14 protein-coding genes are annotated in these 17,578 nt (G+C 73.2%); 11 read left to right on the top strand and 3 right to left on the bottom strand.

Features of this window, described 5'->3' with window-relative positions; translation table 11 throughout:
• Positions 1-7 precede the first annotated feature (7 nt).
• The 9 genes from coaD to smc all read left to right on the top strand — a co-directional run bounded on the left by coaD (position 8) and on the right by smc (position 11,818).
• Positions 8-490, top strand: a complete 483-nt coding sequence (gene coaD / locus ITJ48_RS04120; RefSeq protein ID WP_133737745.1) for a pantetheine-phosphate adenylyltransferase — start codon at positions 8-10, stop codon at positions 488-490.
• A 232-nt stretch (positions 491-722) separates the two neighbouring features.
• Positions 723-1,688, top strand: a complete 966-nt coding sequence (locus ITJ48_RS04115) for a MoxR family ATPase (protein WP_123547275.1) — start codon at positions 723-725, stop codon at positions 1,686-1,688.
• A gap of 47 nt (positions 1,689-1,735) precedes the next feature.
• Positions 1,736-2,956 (top strand): DUF58 domain-containing protein, encoded by a 1,221-nt coding sequence (locus tag ITJ48_RS04110; protein ID WP_194612502.1) that lies wholly within the window; start codon positions 1,736-1,738, stop codon positions 2,954-2,956.
• A complete protein-coding gene (locus tag ITJ48_RS04105) occupies positions 2,949-5,285 on the top strand; it encodes a DUF3488 and transglutaminase-like domain-containing protein (protein ID WP_194612501.1) in 2,337 nt (778 codons plus the stop codon). Before ITJ48_RS04110 ends, ITJ48_RS04105 begins: the two co-directional genes overlap by 8 nt.
• Before the next feature lie 11 nt (positions 5,286-5,296).
• Positions 5,297-5,887, top strand: coding sequence for a DUF177 domain-containing protein (locus ITJ48_RS04100; protein ID WP_370544772.1), 591 nt, complete (start codon positions 5,297-5,299; stop codon positions 5,885-5,887).
• A gap of 69 nt (positions 5,888-5,956) precedes the next feature.
• Positions 5,957-6,160, top strand: coding sequence for a 50S ribosomal protein L32 (gene rpmF / locus ITJ48_RS04095; RefSeq protein WP_043593937.1), 204 nt, complete (start codon positions 5,957-5,959; stop codon positions 6,158-6,160).
• Between the two features lie 26 nt (positions 6,161-6,186).
• Positions 6,187-6,918 (top strand): ribonuclease III, encoded by a 732-nt coding sequence (gene rnc, locus ITJ48_RS04090; RefSeq protein WP_370544771.1) that lies wholly within the window; start codon positions 6,187-6,189, stop codon positions 6,916-6,918.
• 3 nt (positions 6,919-6,921) lie between these two features.
• Positions 6,922-7,932: an Fpg/Nei family DNA glycosylase gene (locus ITJ48_RS04085; RefSeq protein WP_194612500.1), complete on the top strand. Its 1,011-nt coding sequence runs from the start codon at positions 6,922-6,924 to the stop codon at positions 7,930-7,932.
• Between the two features lie 151 nt (positions 7,933-8,083).
• The gene (smc, locus tag ITJ48_RS04080; RefSeq protein WP_194612499.1) at positions 8,084-11,818 is read left to right on the top strand and encodes a chromosome segregation protein SMC; all 3,735 of its coding nucleotides are present in this window, start codon (positions 8,084-8,086) and stop codon (positions 11,816-11,818) included.
• A 34-nt stretch (positions 11,819-11,852) separates the two neighbouring features.
• Here smc and ITJ48_RS04075 read toward each other — a convergent pair whose 3' ends face one another.
• Positions 11,853-12,419: a histidine phosphatase family protein gene (locus tag ITJ48_RS04075; RefSeq protein ID WP_146899792.1), complete on the bottom strand. Its 567-nt coding sequence runs from the start codon at positions 12,417-12,419 to the stop codon at positions 11,853-11,855.
• Between the two features lie 139 nt (positions 12,420-12,558).
• Positions 12,559-13,578 carry a TerC family protein gene (locus ITJ48_RS04070; protein ID WP_194612498.1) on the bottom strand — a complete coding sequence of 340 codons (1,020 nt, stop codon included), beginning with the start codon at positions 13,576-13,578 and terminating at the stop codon, positions 12,559-12,561.
• Positions 13,579-13,828: 250 nt separating this feature from the next.
• On the opposite strand from ITJ48_RS04070, the gene ftsY reads away from it, so the two are divergent.
• Positions 13,829-14,698, top strand: a complete 870-nt coding sequence (gene ftsY, locus ITJ48_RS04065) for a signal recognition particle-docking protein FtsY (protein ID WP_123546443.1) — start codon at positions 13,829-13,831, stop codon at positions 14,696-14,698.
• A 43-nt stretch (positions 14,699-14,741) separates the two neighbouring features.
• Positions 14,742-16,298, top strand: a complete 1,557-nt coding sequence (gene ffh / locus ITJ48_RS04060; protein ID WP_194612497.1) for a signal recognition particle protein — start codon at positions 14,742-14,744, stop codon at positions 16,296-16,298.
• Positions 16,299-16,367: 69 nt separating this feature from the next.
• Here ffh and ITJ48_RS04055 read toward each other — a convergent pair whose 3' ends face one another.
• A complete protein-coding gene (locus ITJ48_RS04055; protein ID WP_194612496.1) occupies positions 16,368-17,513 on the bottom strand; it encodes a glutamate--cysteine ligase in 1,146 nt (381 codons plus the stop codon).
• Between the last annotated feature and the right edge of the window lie 65 nt (positions 17,514-17,578).

The raw sequence follows: 17,578 nt of genomic DNA, 5'->3' as shown, positions 1-17,578 counted from the left end.
TGACGGGATGAGCAGGATCGCCGTCGTCCCGGGGTCGTTCGACCCGGTCACCCTCGGCCACGTCGACGTCATCGCGAGGGCTGCGGGCATCTTCGACGAGGTCCACGTCCTGGTCGTGCACAACCCCGACAAGACGGCCCTCCTTCCCCTCCCGAAGCGGGTGTCGCTGCTCGAGCGGTCCCTCCGCGACGCAGGTCTGCCGAGCAGCGTCTCGGTGCACAGCTGGAGCGTCGGGCTGCTGGTCGACTACTGCACCGAGGTCGGCGCGTCCGTCCTCGTCAAGGGCATCCGCTCCCAGGTCGACGTGGCCTACGAGACGCCGATGGCCATCATGAACCGCAGCCTGGCCGGCGTCGAGACGGTCTTCCTGCTGCCCGACCCGGCCCACGCCCACGTCTCGAGCTCGCTCGTGCGCCAGGTCGCGTCGCTCGGCGGCGACGTGCGGCCCTACGTCCCGACGGCCGTCGCCGACTACCTCGCGACGAGCTGACCGACGCGGCCCACCGCCCCACCGGTTCGCCTGGCCCCACCGGCTCATCCGACCCCACCGACCCACCTCCGCCGCACCGCACTCCGAACACGACACGACGCACCACGGACCGATCCAGATCACGCCCGGCACCCGAGAGACGACGACGATGACGACGACCACGACCAGCACCCCCGGCAGCGACGCTCGACGCGACCGCCGCAGGCCCGAGGCCGCGGTCGCGGGCCCGCCGATGTCGCTCGACGAGGTCCAGCAGAAGGCGCGCGGCATCCTCGAGGCCGTGGCCACGGTGATCGACGGCAAGGACGGTGCCATCAGCACGGCCCTCACGGTCCTGCTGGCCGAGGGGCACCTCCTGATCGAGGACGTCCCCGGCGTCGGCAAGACGCAGCTCGCCCGGGCGCTCGCGAAGGCGGTCGACGCGACCGTCACGCGCATCCAGTTCACGCCCGACCTGCTGCCGAGCGACATCACGGGCGTCTCGGTCTACGACCGGGAGCGGGGCGGCTTCCAGTTCGTCCCCGGCCCCGTCTTCGCGAACGTCGTCATCGGCGACGAGATCAACCGGGCGTCGCCCAAGACCCAGTCCGCCCTGCTCGAGAGCCTGGAGGAGCGGCAGGTCACCGTCGACGGCATCACGCACCCCCTGCCGCAGCCGTTCCTCGTCGTCGCGACGCAGAACCCGGTCGAGATGGAGGGCACCTACGCGCTGCCCGAGGCGCAGCGCGACCGCTTCATGGCCCGCATCTCGCTCGGCTACCCCGACGCCGAGAGCGAGCTGCGCATGCTCCGACAGCGCGAGCGGACGAGTCCCCTCGACGTGCTGCAGCCCCTCGTCTCGCTCGACGACCTGACCCGCATGATCGCCGCGGTCCGGGGCGTCTACGCCGCCGAGGCGGTGGAGCGGTACGCCGTGCGCATCGTCCAGGCGACCCGGGTGCACCCCGACGTCCGGCTCGGGGCGAGCCCCCGCGCGACGCTCCAGCTGATGCGCGCCGCGAAGTCGTGGGCGGCGCTGAACGGCCGCTCGTTCGTGGTCCCCGACGACGTCGACGCCCTCAGCGGGCCCGTCCTCGGGCACCGGATCATCCTCGCGGGCCGCGCCGGGGCGGGGGCCGTCACGGCGGCGTACGACCTCGTCGCCGACGTGGTCGAGGCGACCGACGTGCCGCTCGGCGACCCCGCCGACGCGCGCTGACCGTGGCGCTCGGGCAGGCACCGCGTCCCACGGCGCGGGGAGCAGGCGTGATCGCCGCCGGCGTCGTCGTCGTGGTGTCCGGCGTGCTGCTCGACTCGACGCCCCTCGTCTTCGCGGGGCTCGTGCTCGTGCTCCTGGTCGTCGTGGTGCTCGTCTCCCTCGTCGTCCGGCGGCCCGACCTCGACGTGGCCCGGCGCTTCAGCCCCGGCCGCGGCGTCGCCGGGTGGTCGGTCGTCGAGACGCTCTCGCTCACGCCCCGGGGGAGGAGCCAGGTCGTGGTGCTGCGCGAGGGCCTGCCGTGGAGGGGCGGTCCGTCCGCCGAGTCCGCGACCGTCGCGCTCGAGCCGGGTCGCGCCTCCACCGCCGTCTTCCGCCACGTCGACCTCGTCCGCGGCCGGCACCGGGTGGGCCCGCTGACCGTCGACCTCGTCGAGTCGTTCGGCGTCGGACGCCGCCGGACGACCGTCCCCGGCACGCACGAGCTCGTCGTCGTGCCCGAGGTGCTCGACCTCGGGCTCGCGCGCGAGTCGCGCGCCCTCGGCGACGGGGCCCGGCGTCAGCGCGGGCAGAGCCTCACGGGCGCCGAGGACGACCCCGTGACCCGCGAGTACCGTCGCGGCGACCCGATGCGCCGCGTGCACTGGAAGGCCTCCGCGCGGCACGACGACCTGATGGTGCGGCAGGAGGAACAGCACGGGCTGCCCCACGTGCGCCTCGTCCTCCCGACGTCGCTCGCGTCGTGGGACGACGCCACGACGGGTCCGGGAGGCGCGGGCCGGCACAGCGACGCGTTCGAGTGGGCGCTGTCGGTCGTCGCCACGCTCGCGGTCGAGTGGGGCCACGCGGGGTCCGTCGCCCTCCTGACGACGCCGGACGGCGACCTCGTCGCCCGGCACGACCCCGAGACCACGACCGCCTTCCTCGACGCCCTCGCCGACGTCGTCCTCGACGACCCGGCCGGGCCGCCCGCACCGCCCGCCGCTGCTCGGGAGCCGGTCGTCGCCGTCGTGTCCAGCCTCCGGCGCCGCGACCTCGACGTCCTTCTGCGGTCGCGCGCGGTCGGCGCGTCCGCCGTCGCGGTCGTGGTCTCCCCGACCCTCGGCTTCACCCACACCGCGCGGTCGGCCACGGGCGACTCCCGCGACGCGCCGCTCGGCCCCGACGAGGTCGCGGCCGCCCTGCGGAGCTCCCGGTGGCGGGTCGTCGAGGCAGGGGCCGGCGACGCCGTCGCGGACGTCGTCCGAGGGGCAGGGCTGCTCGATGGCTGACGGCACGTCCACCGGCGGCACGTCGGCCGGCCGCGCCGCCTCCCCGGCGCCCCGGACGTCGAGTCCGCGCCCGCCCGACCGGGTCTCGTCGACTCGCGGACGCCCGACCTCCGCCCCGACGGGCTGGGCCACCAGCCTGCTCGTCTGGCTCACCCTCGCGGCGTCGCTGGCGAGCCTGTCCTCGCTGTTCCAGGGGGCAGGCTGGTGGTTCGCGGGCGCCGGGGTCGCCGCGGTCGTGCTGGGCGCCTCCCTCGGGGCCAGGGCGCTGGGCGCCGGCCCGGTGCTCGGCTGGCTCGCCGGCCTCGTCTCGGGGCTGCTCGTCACGTCGGCCCTGGTCTCCGGCGGCACCGCCGTCCTCGGCGTCGTGCCCACGGCCGCGACCCTGCAGCGCCTCCGCGACCTGGGCGACCAGGCGACGACGACGATCGTCGAGGGCACCGCGCCCGTCGAGGTGCAGGACGGCCTGCTCGCCGTCCTGGTCGCCGCCGTGCTCGGCGTGGCCGTGGTCAGCGACCTCGTCTCGACCGTCGGGCGGCTGCCCGGCCTCACCGGGGCGTTCCCCGCCGTCGTCCTGGCCGTGCCCTCGTTCGTCCCCGGCACGGCCGTCCGGTGGCCCTGGGTCGTCCTCGCGGTCCTCTGCTGGATCGCTCTGCTGGCCGTCTCGACGGGGCGGCGCCCCACCCGGGCGACCGCCGTCGGGGGAGTCGCGGCGGTCGGCGTCGCGGCCCTGCTCACGGCCGTGGTGCCCTTCGGCGGCGTCTCGCCGCTGACCGGGGTCGGCACCGGCACGGGCCTCGCGACCGGCGTCAACCCGGTGGTCGACCTCGGCGACGACCTCCGTCGCGGAGCCCCGCTGACGGTCTTGACCTACCGGTCGTCCGACGCCGACGGCACCTACCTGAAGCTCGTCGACCTCGTCGACTTCAGCGGCCGCACCTGGAGCCCGGCCGACGCCGAGGTCGACCCCGACGACGGGCTGGACGCCATCCCCGACGCCCCCGGAATCGCCGAGGGGACCTCCCGCCGCGTCGTCAGCACGGAGGTGCAGATCGGCGCCCTCCGCAGCCCGTACCTGCCGGTGCCCGTGCCCCCGCAGACCATCTCGGGGCTCGACGACGGCTGGTCGTACGTCGACCAGTCGGGCGTGACCGTCCGCAGCACGAGCGAGAGCACGCAGGGCCTCGACTACACGGTCGAGAGCAGGCCGGTCGACCCCAGCCCCGAGCAGGTCGTCGCGGCCCTCGGCGACCAGTCCGAGGACATGTCCGCCTACCTGGCGGTCGACGGCGTGCCGCAGAGCGTCACCGACCTCGCGGCCGAGGTCACCGCCGACTCCGCGAACCCCTTCGACGCCGCCGTCGCGCTGCAGGACTGGTTCCGCGACGGGGACTTCACCTACTCGGAGGACACCCCGGTCGACGAGGGCTACGACGGCAACGGCCTCGACGCCGTCGAGCGGTTCCTCGAGGTGAAGAGCGGCTACTGCGTGCACTTCGCCTCCGCGATGGCCGTCATGGCGCGCACCCTCGGCATCCCGTCGCGGATGGCGGTCGGGTTCCTCCCCGGCACCCCCACGGGCTTCGGCGACGAGACCGCCCGGGCCGTGAGCAGCGACGACCTGCACACCTGGCCCGAGCTCTACTTCGAGGGGCTCGGCTGGGTGCCCTTCGAGCCGACGGTCGGGCTCGGGACCCCGCAGTCGTACCTGCAGGAGACCGGCGTCGAGCCGACGGCCGACCCCACCGCTCCCGACGAGGCCACGCCGGAGCCCTCGGCCGACGAGCCGTCCGTCGCGCCGAGCGCGGCCGGACCGACGCCCGGCGCGGAGGAGACGCAGGGCGCGTCCGCGCAGTCGGGCGCCTCGAGCCCCGTCCCCGTGGTCGGCGGCGCCCTGGGCCTCGCCGTCCTGGCCGCCCTGCTCGTCGTGCCCTCCGGCATGCGCCTCGCCCGTCGTCGACGCCGTCTCGCGGCGAGTCCGCCCGACCGGGCGCTCGGCGCGTGGCGGGAGGTGCTCGACACCGCCCTCGACCTCGGCGTGGCGCCGCCGGCCGGCGCGACGCCCGCCACGGCGGCGGCCGCGCTCGACGACGTCCTCCGCTCGGCGAGCCGTCCCGACGAGGAGGCGCGGCGCGCCCTGGCCTCGCTGGCGGCGGCGCTCGAGGCGGAGCGGTTCGGCGGCGACCCCGCGGGGGCCGCGGTCGCGGACGACGCTCGACGGGTGCTGCGGGCCCTCCGCGCCTCCTCGCCCCCCGGCCGCCGCGTGGCGGCGACGCTGGCCCCGCGCTCGCTCGTGAGGCCGGCGGAGGCGAGATCGGGCGTGGGCGCGTAGAGTCTTCCCTCGTGCCTCACTACACCAAGACCCCCTGGACGCTGTCGGTCTACGACCTCCTGCACCGAGCGGGCGAGATGCGCGAGCACTCGATCGAGGTCGTGGTGCCCGAGCGGCTCGGCGAGGGCCAGGTCGCCGTGCAGGCGGGCGCCGTGCTCGACCTCGACGTGCGGCTCGAGGGCCTGCACGACGGCATCCTCGTGTCCGCGACCGTCTCCGGCACCGCGACCGGCGAGTGCAGCCGCTGCCTGAAGCCGATCGCCGAGCCTGTCGAAGTCGATATCGCCGAGCTTTTCGCGTACGATGTCGACGAAGCTTTTGACTACCAGGTTCACGAAGACCACGTCGATCTTGAACCTGTCGTCAGAGACGCAGTGGTCCTGTCACTGCCCTTCCAGCCGGTCTGTCGCCCGGACTGCCCTGGACTCGACCCGGTGACGGGCGAACGAGTCGAGGACATCCTCGACTACCAGCCCCGTGAAGGCGTCGATCCCCGGTGGTCGGCCCTCGCAGGGTTCCAGGCTGAACAGGCACCGGTCCTCCAAGAACCAGTTGGCAGGGCAGTCACCGACAACGAGTCGAAGCCCGACACGTCTGCCTGAGACCACCCGCGTCACCCACCCACGTCAGACCCAGGCCCCCGCGGGGGCCGCAACAGAGAAGAGAACCTCATGGCCGTTCCCAAGAGGAAGCAGTCACGCTCGAACACCCACGCACGTCGGTCGCAGTGGAAGGCCACTCCCGTCCAGCTGGTGAAGACCATCGAGAACGGCAAGGTCACCTACAGCCTCCCGCACCGTGCCAAGGTCGTCGAGGACAGCGCCGGCACCGCCCTGTACATGGAGTACAAGGGCCGCAAGGTCGCCGACGTCTGAACCCGTCTCCCGTGACCACGTCACCCGTGACACCGTCACACCCCGATCAGCCCGTGTCGAGCCTCCGTGCCGACCGGGCTGATCTGTTGGTGCAGCTGGGCATCGAGGTGCGCCCCGACCTGATCGAGCTCGCCCTCACCCACCGGTCGTACGCCTACGAGCACGGCGGCATCGCCAACAACGAGCGGCTCGAGTTCCTCGGCGACTCGATCCTCGGGCAGGCCGTGACGGTCATGCTCTTCACCGAGAACCCCGACCTCGACGAGGGCGAGCTGGCCAAGCGCCGCGCGAGCCTCGTGAGCACGGTCGCCCTCGCCGAGGTCGCCCGCAACATCGGCCTCGGTGCGCACCTGCGCCTCGGCCGCGGCGAAGAGCTGACCGGGGGGCGCGACAAGCCGTCCATCCTCGCCGACACGGTCGAGGCCATCATCGGCGCGACCTACCTCGACGCCGGGGGAGAGGCCGCGACCGCCTTCGTGCTGCGGCTGGTTGCACCGCTCCTCGTCGACCCCGCGCGCTTCGGCGCCGCGATGGACCCGAAGACGAGCCTGCAAGAGCTGAGCGCCGCCCGCGGCCGGGGGATGCCGTCGTACCACGTGACCGACAGCGGGCCCGACCACGACAAGCGGTTCCACGCCGCCGTGCGGCTCGGCGACTCGCCGGACGACGTCGCCCACGGCACCGGCAGCAGCAAGAAGCAGGCCGAGATGGCCGCGGCGCTCGAGGCCTGGTCGCGGCTCTCGAGCACCGACCGCTAGCCCGTGCCCGAGCTCCCCGAGGTCGAGGTCGTCCGTGCAGGCCTCGCGCCCGTCGTGGCCGGCTCCGTCGTCACGGGCGTCACCGTGCTCGACGAGCGGTCGCTCAAGCGGCACCGGGGCCCGTCCGTCGACTTCGTCGACCGCCTCGTCGGCGGCACGCTCGACTCGGCCGTGCGCCGCGGCAAGTTCCTCTGGTTCCCGTTCGAGCCGGCCGAGCGGCACGACCACCCCCTCGCCCTCGTCGCCCACCTCGGCATGAGCGGCCAGGTGCTGCTCCGCAGCTCCGACCACCCGGCCGACCGGTTGATGCGCATCCGGCTCGACGTCGACAGCCCGGGCCTCGGTCCCGTGAGGCTCGCGTTCGTCGACCAGCGCATCTTCGGGTCGATGGCCCTCGACGAGACCGTCCCCACGCCCGACGGTCGTGCCGCCGGCTACGCGGGGGCCCACCTGCTCGGATCGCCGGAGGCCGCAGCCGAGGGCGAGGCGCGCGCCGCCGTCGCGGCCGCCCCCTCTGCCTCGGCCCCTGTGGCTCCCGCCTGGGCGCTGCGGGTCCCGCAGCAGGTCGCGCACATCGCCCGCGACCCCCTCGACCCGGCGTTCGACGAGTCCGCCGTCGTCACGCGCCTCCTGGCCCGCCGCACGGGGGTGAAGCGCGCGCTGCTCGACCAGGGCCTGCTCAGCGGCGTCGGCAACATCTACGCCGACGAGAGCCTCTGGGCGGCACGCGTGCACCCCGAGCAGCCGACGGAGGCGCTCTCGCGGACCAGGGCGCGCCTCCTGCTGTCCGAGGTCCGGGCCGTGCTGCTGAAGGCCCTCGGCGAGGGCGGCACGAGCTTCGACGCGCAGTACGTGAACGTGAACGGGCAGTCCGGCTACTTCAGCCACAGCCTCGCCGCCTACGGACAGCAGGGGCGGCCGTGCCCGCGCTGCGGCACCGCGATCGTGCGCGAGGCGTTCATGAACCGGTCGAGCCACCTCTGTCCGCGCTGCCAGCGGGTCCGCACGGCCTGAGCCTCCCGCCCGCGCGCACGTCGCGCAGGAGCCGCGCCGGCCTGGGCGGCCCTGCCCGCGCCTCCCGGGGCCGGGGCCCGCGCTCGCCTATCCTCGGAGGGACGCCGCAGACCGTGTCGACACGTCACCTGGAGCAGGGGAGGAGGGGCGCGTGCACCTGAAGAGCCTCACCCTCAAGGGCTTCAAGTCGTTCGCCTCGCCCACGACGTTCGCGTTCGAGCCCGGCGTCACCTGCGTCGTCGGCCCCAACGGCTCGGGCAAGAGCAACGTCGTCGACGCGCTCGCCTGGGTGATGGGCGAGCAGGGCGTCAAGTCGCTCCGCGGCGGCACCATGGCCGACGTCATCTTCGCCGGCACGTCGACCAGGGGCCCGCTCGGCCGCGCGCAGGTCGTGCTGACCATCGACAACTCCGACGGCGCGCTGCCGATCGACTACGCCGAGGTCACCATCAGCCGCACCCTGTTCCGCAACGGGGGCAGCGAGTACGCGATCAACGGCGAGGGCTGCCGGCTGCTCGACGTGCAAGAACTGCTGAGCGACTCCGGCCTCGGCCGCGAGATGCACGTGATCGTCGGCCAGGGGCAGCTGGACGCCGTGCTGCGGGCCACGCCGGAGGAGCGGCGCGGCTTCGTCGAGGAGGCGGCGGGCATCCTCAAGCACCGGCGCCGCAAGGAGAAGACGCTCCGCAAGCTCGACGCCATGCAGGCGAACCTGACCCGGCTGAGCGACCTCGCCGGCGAGATCCGTCGCCAGCTCAAGCCCCTCGGCCGCCAGGCCGAGGTCGCGCGCGAGGCCCAGACGATCGCCGCGGTCGTCCGCGACGCGAAGGCGCGCCTCCTCGCCGACGAGGTCGTGGCGCTGCGTGCCGTGGTCGCCCGCCGGTCGAGCAGCGAGGCCGAGCGCCGCAGCGAGCGGAACGTGCTCCAGGAGCAGCTCGACCAGGCGAAGGCGCGTGAGCAGCGGCTCGAGCAGCAGATGGTCGGCGACGCCGTCGACGAGGCGCGCCGGGTCGCCTTCGGCCTCGAGTCGGTCGAGGAGCGCCTCCGCGGCACGTCGAGCCTCGCGCGGCAGCGCCTCCAGCTGCTCGCCGAGCAGTCCGACCAGCCCGAGCTGCCCAGCACCGTGAGCGCCGGCATGGTCGCCGACGCGCGTGACGAGGCCGAGAGGCTCCAGGGAGGCGTGGCCCAGGGCGAGCAGGCCCTCGCCGAGGCGCGGGCCGCCACGGTGGCCGCGCGGGCGGTGCTCGAGGCGCTCGACGACGAGATCGCCGCCCAGAGCGCGCTGATCTCCCGGCACGACCTCGTCCTCGGCCAGCTCCGCGGCGCCCTCGAGGTCGCGCGGTCGCGGCTGGCGGCCGTCCGCGGCGAGGTCCTCCGCCAGGGCGCGGCGCGGGACGCGGCGGTCGCGCGCCGGGACGCGGGCAGGGCCGAGCTCGCCGAGCTCGAACACGAACTCGCGGGCGCGTCGACGGGTCCCGACGACACGGACGACGACACGAACGACGCAGACGACACGGCCGACGGGGCCGGCGAGGGGCCCGACGGGGCAGGTGGCGACCCGGTCGACCACGAGGCCGTCCGCGCCGAGGCCGAGCGCGCCTCCGCCGAGCTGCAGGCCGAGGCCGACGACGTGCGCGGACGCCTGCACGCGGCCGAGCGCGAGCGTGACGCGCTGGCCGCCCGACGCTCCGCGCTGACGATGGCCCTCGACCGCGCGGACGGCACGACGGCCCTCGTCGCCGCCGACCGCCCCGGCGTGCGCGGCGCCGTCGCCGATCACGTGCAGGTGCGCGCCGGCTACGAGGCCGCCGTCGCCGCGGCGCTCGGCAGCGTGGTCGACTCCGTCCTCGTCGACGACCTCGACGCGGCCTTCGCCGCCGTCGCGCACGCGACCGACGCCGAGCTGGGGCGCGTCGAGGTCGTCGTGGCGGCGCCCGAGCGGGTCCTGCCCGTGCTCGACGTCGAGCTGCCGTCGGGAGCCGTGGCCGCCGTGTCCGTCGTCGACGCGCCTCCCGGCGTCCTGGGCCTGCTCGCGAGCACCGTCGTGGCCGACGACCTGCCGACCGCCCGCGCCGCCTGGGCCGCGCTCTCGGCGCACCCGCTCCCGGTCACCGTCATCACGCGCTCGGGCGAGGTGCTCACCGACTTCGTCCTCCACGGCGGCTCGGGCGCCGAGCGCTCGCGCCTCGAGCTGGTCGCCGAGCGCGACGCCGCCGCCGAGCGCCTCGGCGAGGTCGAGGCCGAGGCGAGCCGGCTCTCCGCCCTGCACACGACCGCCGAGGAGGCGCTGGCCTCGTCCCGGGCACGGGCCGCGGAGGCGGCCCGCCTGGCCCGCGAGCAGGCTGCGGAGGAGGCTCGGGCGGCAGCGGAGGCCGCCCGGTCGGCCCGCGAGCAGCAGGCGGCGGCCGCGGCCGTCGAGCAGCGGCTGGCACGCCTGCGGGCCCAGGTCGACGCGGCCGAGGCCGAGGAGGCACGCCTCGGCGAGTCCCTGGCGGCCGCCGAGCAGGGAGCCGTCACGGCCCAGGCGGCGGTCGACGCGGCACGGGCGGAGCACGACGAGCACGCCTCGCGTCCGCGTCCGATCCTCGACGCCTCGGCCCGCGACGGGGTGCTCGCCGAGGTCGAGCAGGCGAGGGCCGGGGAGATCGAGCGCCGGGTGCAGCTCGAGACCGTCCGCGAGCGGGTCCGTGCCGAAGCCGCCCGCGCCGTCGACCTGCAGCGTCAGCTCGACGAGCAGCGGGCCGCCGCCGACGAGCACGCCCGTCGCACCGTCGTCCGGCAGCGCGAGATCCGCCGTACCTCGGCCGTCCTGGCGGGCCTGCCCGCGGTGCTCGACGCCGTCGGGCGGTCCCTGGCCGAGGCCCGGCGCGAGCTCGCCGCGCAGGAGGCGGCGCGCACGCAGCAGAACGACGAGCTCGCGGCGCTCCGGCGTGACGAGCGCGCCCTGCGGGAGCGGCTGCACGGCGTGACCGAGGACGTGCACGGCCTCGAGATGGAGATCTACGAGAAGAAGCTGCACCTCGGGCAGCTGCTCGAGCGTGCGGCGTCCGAGCTCGGGCTCGACGACGAGGTGCTCGTGGCCGAGTACGGCCCCGACGTGCTCGTGCCCGACGACATCAGCACGCGGGACGACTCCGGGGCGGTCGACCAGGGCACGGCAGAGGACGCGGCGGCGGGCACGCCCTTCGACCGCGCCGAGCAGACCGCCCGGCTCGAGGCCGCGAGCCGCAAGCTCGCCCAGCTCGGCCGCGTCAACCCGCTCGCGCTCGAGGAGTTCTCGGCGCTCGAGCAGCGCCACGCGTTCCTCACCGAGCAGCTCGCCGACCTCACGAGGACGCGGCGCGATCTGCTCGCGATCATCGACGAGATCGACGAGAAGATGCAGACGGTCTTCGCGAGCGCGTTCGCGGACACGCAGGCCGCCTTCGACCAGGTCTTCCCGGTGCTGTTCCCCGGCGGCAGCGGATCGCTGCTGCTCACCGACCCGGACGACCTCCTGACGACCGGCATCGAGGTCACGGTGCGGCCGGCCGGCAAGAAGATCGAGCGCCTGTCGCTGCTGTCGGGCGGGGAGCGCTCGCTCGCCGCCGTCGCCCTGCTGATCGCCATCTTCAAGGCCCGGCCGAGCCCGTTCTACATCATGGACGAGGTGGAGGCGGCGCTCGACGACGCGAACCTCGGCCGCCTCCTCGCGATCTTCGAGGACCTGCGCGAGACCAGCCAGCTCATCGTCATCACGCACCAGAAGCGCACGATGGAGATCGCCGACGCGCTCTACGGCGTCTCGATGCGCCAGGACGGCGTGAGCGCCGTCGTCGGCCAGCGAGTCGTCACGGACCGCACGCCGGGGGAGCGGACGGCGGCCCCGGCAGGCTCCCTGAGCTAGACGGAGGGGACCGCGGCCCGACGGGCTCCGTGGCCTAGACGGTGCGATCGTTGATCGAGACGACCTTCCAGGCCGACCCGTCCCACTCGACCGTGTTGGCCGCGGCGTTCTCGATGTGCGGCACCTCGGCGCCCATGATCGCCGCCAGGGTGAAGCGGATGATCGTGCCGTGGCAGACGACGACGATGTGCGCGTCGGGGCCGTCGAGGGGCAGGCGGGTGTCGCGGATCATCTCGAGCGCGCCGAGGCCGCGCGCGGCGACCGACTCGCGCGGCTCGATGTCGGGGAACGACTCGTTCGGCTCGTCCGGGATGGGGGAGTCGGGCACCCAGCCCTCGCGCGACGCGTAGTCGCGCTCGATGAGCTCGTCGTAGGCGTCGCCGAGCTCGATGCCGAGCTCGGCCGCGATGATCTGCGCCGTCTCGCGCGCGCGCATCAGCGGCGACGACACGATCGCCGACCACTCGGCGCCGGCGAGCACGCGCGCGGCCTCGAGGGCCTGCCCGCGGCCGGTGTCGTTCAGCGGGACGTCCGACGACCCCTGCAGCTTGTCCTGGCTGTTCCAGTCGGTCTGTCCGTGTCGGATGAGCTCGAGTCGCATGTGCCTGTGGTTCCGTCCTGGTGTCGCGGTCGTGGTGGTGCGGTCGTGCGGTCGTGCGGTGATGCGGTGTGGCTGTGCTGCAGCGGAGCCGAGGAGGCGGCGCGCGCGTCCCGGGGACGCGCGCACCGCCTCCTGCGCCCTAGCGCTCGTCGGCCTCGGCCTCGGCGGTCGTCGCCGGCAGCTTGTTCGGGATCCCGTCCCGCTTCGTCTTGCGGAGGCTGAGGACCGTCGCGACGGCGATGGTCAGCAGGATGAAGCCGAGCGAGAACCAGATCGGGATCTCGGGGATCCACTCGATCGGCTGGCCGCCGTTGATGAAGGGCACCTCGTTGACGTGCAGGGCGTGGAAGACGAGCTTCACGCCGATGAAGGCGAGGATGACCGCGAGGCCCTGGGCCAGGTAGACGAGGCGCTCGAGCAGGCCCGAGATCAGGAAGTACAGCTGGCGGAGGCCGAGCAGCGAGAACGCGTTCGCGGTGAAGACGATGTACGCCTCCTGCGTGAGGCCGAAGATCGCGGGGATCGAGTCGAGCGCGAAGAGCACGTCGGTGAGGCCGATGGCGAGCATCACCAGGAACAGCGGCGTGAACAGGCGCTTGCCGTTCACCTTGGTCGTGAGGCGGTCCTCGTCGTAGTCGTCCGACGTCGGGACGATGCGGCGCAGCGTGCGGATGAGCTTGCTGTCCGCCTGGTCGCCCTCGTCGTGGCCGCCGCGGACCTGGCTGTAGGCGAGCCAGAAGAGCAGGGCGCCGAAGAGGTAGAAGACCCACGAGAAGTTGTCGATGATGGCGACGCCGGCGGCGATGAAGAGGCCGCGCGAGATCAGGGCGATGGCGATGCCGACGAGCAGCACCTTCTGCTGGTAGATCCGCGGCACGGCGAAGCTCGTCATGATGATCAGGAAGACGAACAGGTTGTCGACCGAGAGGGCCTTCTCGGTGATCCAGCCGGCGAAGTACTCGCCGCCGTAGGTCCAGTTCGAGAAGACGCCGACGCCGACGCCGAACAGGATCGCGATGCCGATGTAGACGATCGACCAGAAGGCCGACTCGCGGATGGTGGGCTCGTGCGGGGTCCTGACGTGGCTGTAGAAGTCGAAGATCAACAGCCCGAGGATGCCGGCGATGGTGATCGCCCAGGTGAGGAAGTGGACGTCCATGGTGTACCTCCAGTACGCGACGGGTACTGAAGGTCTCTTCCGCCCAGGCGACCGTCCAGCGCTGCTGGTCGGTCGAGGACCGGCGCACCGGGTCGAGATCGGTCTCTTCCGTATTGACGATGGCACCGCGAGGGAGTACTCCCCTTCAACCCGCTGAGCTTACATCCACTGCAACGGTCCGGGCGGTCGTCGGCCCGAGAACGAGTCCGCGCGGCCCGTGCGGTCCGTGCGGCTCGTTAGGCTGTGGCCCATGGCTTCCCCCTGGTCCCTCTCCGGTGCCCTCCGCGGCATGTTCGCGAAGAAGACGATCGACGACACCACCTGGGACGAGCTCGAGGAGGCGCTGATCGGCGCCGATTTCGGTCCCGACGTCACCGAGCAGGTCGTCGACGACCTGCGCGAGAAGGTGCAGCGCTACGCGACGACCGACCCGGCCGACCTCAAGCGCATGCTGCGCGAGACCCTGGAGGAGCGGCTGTCGGTGCTCGACTCGACGCTGAAGCTCAGCGCGCGTCCCGCCGTCGTGCTCATGGTCGGGGTCAACGGCGTCGGCAAGACGACCACGATCGGCAAGTTCGCCAAGTTCCTGCGCAACTTCGACCGGTCCGTGGTCGTGGGCGCGGCCGACACCTTCCGGGCCGCCGCGGTCGAGCAGGTGGCGACCTGGGCCGAGCGCGCGGGCGCGCAGATCGTCCGGCCGCAGCAGCCGGGCCAGGACCCGGCCTCCGTGGCCTTCCAGACGGTCGAGTACGCGATGCGCGAGGGCATAGAGATCGTCCTGATCGACACCGCCGGCCGCCTGCAGACCAAGTCCGGCCTGATGGACGAGCTCGGCAAGATCAAGCGCGTCGTCGAGAAGCAGACCGAGATCGCCGAGGTGCTGCTCGTGCTCGACGCGACGACCGGCCAGAACGGCCTGGCCCAGGCCCAGGCGTTCATCGAGCACGCCGGCGTCACGGGGCTCGTCCTCACGAAGCTCGACGGCTCGGCCCGCGGCGGGTTCGTCCTCGCCGTGCAGGAGCAGACCGGCATCCCGATCAAGCTCGTCGGCCAGGGCGAGGGCATCGCAGACCTCACGGGCTTCACGCCCCACGTGTTCGTCCAGAACCTGATCGGCTAGTCCGCAGGGCCCCGGCCTCGCGGTCGGTTAAGCTGGGTCCACCATGGCCACATTCGGAACCCTCTCTGACCGCCTCGCGGACACGTTCAAGAACCTCCGCAACAAGGGCAAGCTCACGCCCGCCGACGTCGACGGCACCGTCCGGGAGATCCGGCGCGCCCTGCTCGACGCCGACGTCGCGTTCGAGGTCGTCAAGGCGTTCACCACCAAGATCCGCGACCGCGCCCTGGGCGACGAGGTGAACAAGGCCCTCAACCCGGCCCAGCAGGTCGTCCAGATCGTCAACGAGGAGCTCATCGAGATCCTCGGCGGGCAGCAGCGCCGCCTCGAGTTCGCGAAGAACCCGCCGACCGTCATCATGCTCGCCGGCCTGCAGGGCGCCGGCAAGACGACCCTCGCCGGCAAGCTCGCCAAGTGGCTCGCGAAGGACGGCCACACGCCGCTGCTCGTGGCCTGTGACCTCCAGCGCCCCAACGCCGTGCAGCAGCTGCAGGTCGTGGGCGAGCAGGCGGGGGCCGCCGTGTTCGCCCCCGAGCCCGGCAACGGCGTCGGCGACCCCGTCAAGGTGGCCAAGCAGGCGATCAAGTTCGCGCGCGACAAGGTCTACGACACGGTCATCGTCGACACCGCGGGCCGTCTCGGCGTCGACGCCGAGCTGATGAAGCAGGCCGCGAACATCCGCAAGGCGATCGATCCCGACGAGGTGCTCTTCGTCATCGACGCCATGATCGGACAGGACGCGGTCGCGACGGCCAAGGCCTTCCAGGCGGGCGTCGACTTCACGGGCGTCGTGCTCTCGAAGCTCGACGGCGACGCGCGGGGCGGTGCGGCGCTGAGCGTCGCCTCGGTCACCGGCCGACCGATCATGTTCGCCTCGACGGGCGAGACGCTCGACGCGTTCGAGCCGTTCCACCCGGACCGCATGGCGAGCCGCATCCTCGACCTCGGCGACATCCTCTCGCTGATCGAGCAGGCCCAGGGCGCCTTCGACGAAGAAGAGGCCCGAGCCGTCGCGGAGAAGATCGCGACCGACAACTTCACCCTCGACGACTTCCTGAAGCAGATGCAGCAGCTGCGCAAGATGGGGTCGATCAAGGGCATGCTCGGCATGCTCCCCGGGGCGAAGGGCATGCGCGAGCAGCTCGAGAACTTCGACGAGCGCGAGATCGTGCGCACCGAGGCGATCATCCAGTCGATGACCCCTCAGGAGAGGGCGCTGCCGAAGCTCCTGAACGGCTCTCGTCGGCTCCGCATCGCGCGGGGCTCCGGCATGACCGTCACCGACGTGAACCAGCTCGTGCAGCGCTTCGAGCAGGCCTCGAAGATGATGAAGACCGTGGCGAAGGGCGGCGTGCCGCAGGTGCCCGGCATGGGCCCGATCCCCGGTGCGTCGTACGGCGGCAAGAAGCAGCAGCCGAAGAAGAAGGGCTCCAAGGCCGGCAACCCGGCCAAGCGCGCCGCTCAGAACGCGGCCCTCGCCTCCGGCGGGTCGGCGGGCGGCTCGGCCCCCGGCGGCTCGGGCTTCGGCCTCGGCGGCGGCAGCAAGGCGCCCACCGAAGAAGAGCTGGCCTCGCTGCAGAAGATGATCGGTCGCGGCTAGCGGCAGGTGCGGGGCGCACGCCCCGAGAGCGCAGGAGGCGCGGGTCGGCCGACCCGCGCCTCCTCTCGGTCACGAGGCGGGCGCGATCCCCTCGCGGAGCTCGCGCACGAGCGACGCGACGACCGGCCGCAGGTCGCCCCCGTGCTGAGCAGAGACGGTGAGCTGGCGCTGGTAGCTCGCGCCGCGCTCCACGATCGTGTCCACCCCACGGAGCTGCTCGAGGCAGCCGAGGCGCTCGGCGACCGGCTCGAGGTCGACCAGCAGGTCACGCAGGTCGTCCGTCACCAGGCGCTCGTCGCCCGCCGCGTCGAGGATGACGATGGCGTCCATGCCGTAGCGGGCCGCGCGCCACTTGTTCTCGCGCACGAACCAGGGCTGCATCTGGGCGGGCTCGTGCCCCGCGTCGAGCTTCGTGGACATGTCGTCCACGAGGCACTGCACCAGCGCGGCCATGGCGCCGACCTCCTCGAAGGTGGAGATGCCGTCGAAGACGCGGGTCTCGAGGGTGCCCCACTTCGGCGACGGACGGATGTCCCAGCGCAGCTCGCTGTGGTCGTCGATGACGCCGGTGTGGGTCATGTCGGCGACCATCTCCTCATAGTTCGCCCAGGCGCCGAACTGCGGGGGGAGGCCGGCGGTGGGCAGCTGCTGGAACATGAGGGCGCGGTTCGAGGCGTAGCCCGTCTCCTCGCCCACCCAGAAGGGGCTGGACGCCGTGAGGGCCTGGAAGTGGGGCAGCCAGGTGAGCAGGCCGTTGAGGATCGGCAGCACCTTGTCGCGGGAGTCGATGCCGACGTGCACGTGGACGCCCCAGATCATCATCTGGCGGCCCCACCACCGGGTCCGGTCGATCAGCGTCGCGTACCTCTCCTTGTCGGGGGTGACGTCCTGGTCGGCGTAGCGACTGAACGGGTGCGTGCCCGCGCACATCAGGTCGGCGCCGAGCAGCTCGGCGCTCGCCTGGACGTGGTCGATGGTCGAGCGCAGGTCGTCGACGGCGTCGGCCACCCGACGGTGGACGCCCGTCACGACCTCGACGGTGTTCGTGAGCAGCTCGCCGGTGAGGCGCTCCGGACCGTCGTCGTTGAGGTGCGCGAGGTCGGCGAGGACGGCCGGGGCGTGCGGCGCGAGCTCGCCGCTGACCTGGTCCACGAGGGCCAGCTCCCACTCGACGCCGAGGGTCGACGGCTCGGAGCTCGTGAAGTCGATGCGCATGCTGCCTGCTCTCTCGTCGGGGGTGCGTGACCCCGGCTGCACCATCCTGGCAGCCGCCCGCGATC

Origin of the sequence: Frigoribacterium sp. VKM Ac-2530, assembly GCF_015350835.1 — a bacterium.
In the GTDB taxonomy this organism is placed as follows: Bacteria; Actinomycetota; Actinomycetes; order Actinomycetales; family Microbacteriaceae; genus Frigoribacterium.
Note: the sequence above shows the minus strand (reverse complement) of the source record. Positions and strands in the feature narration are given on the sequence as shown.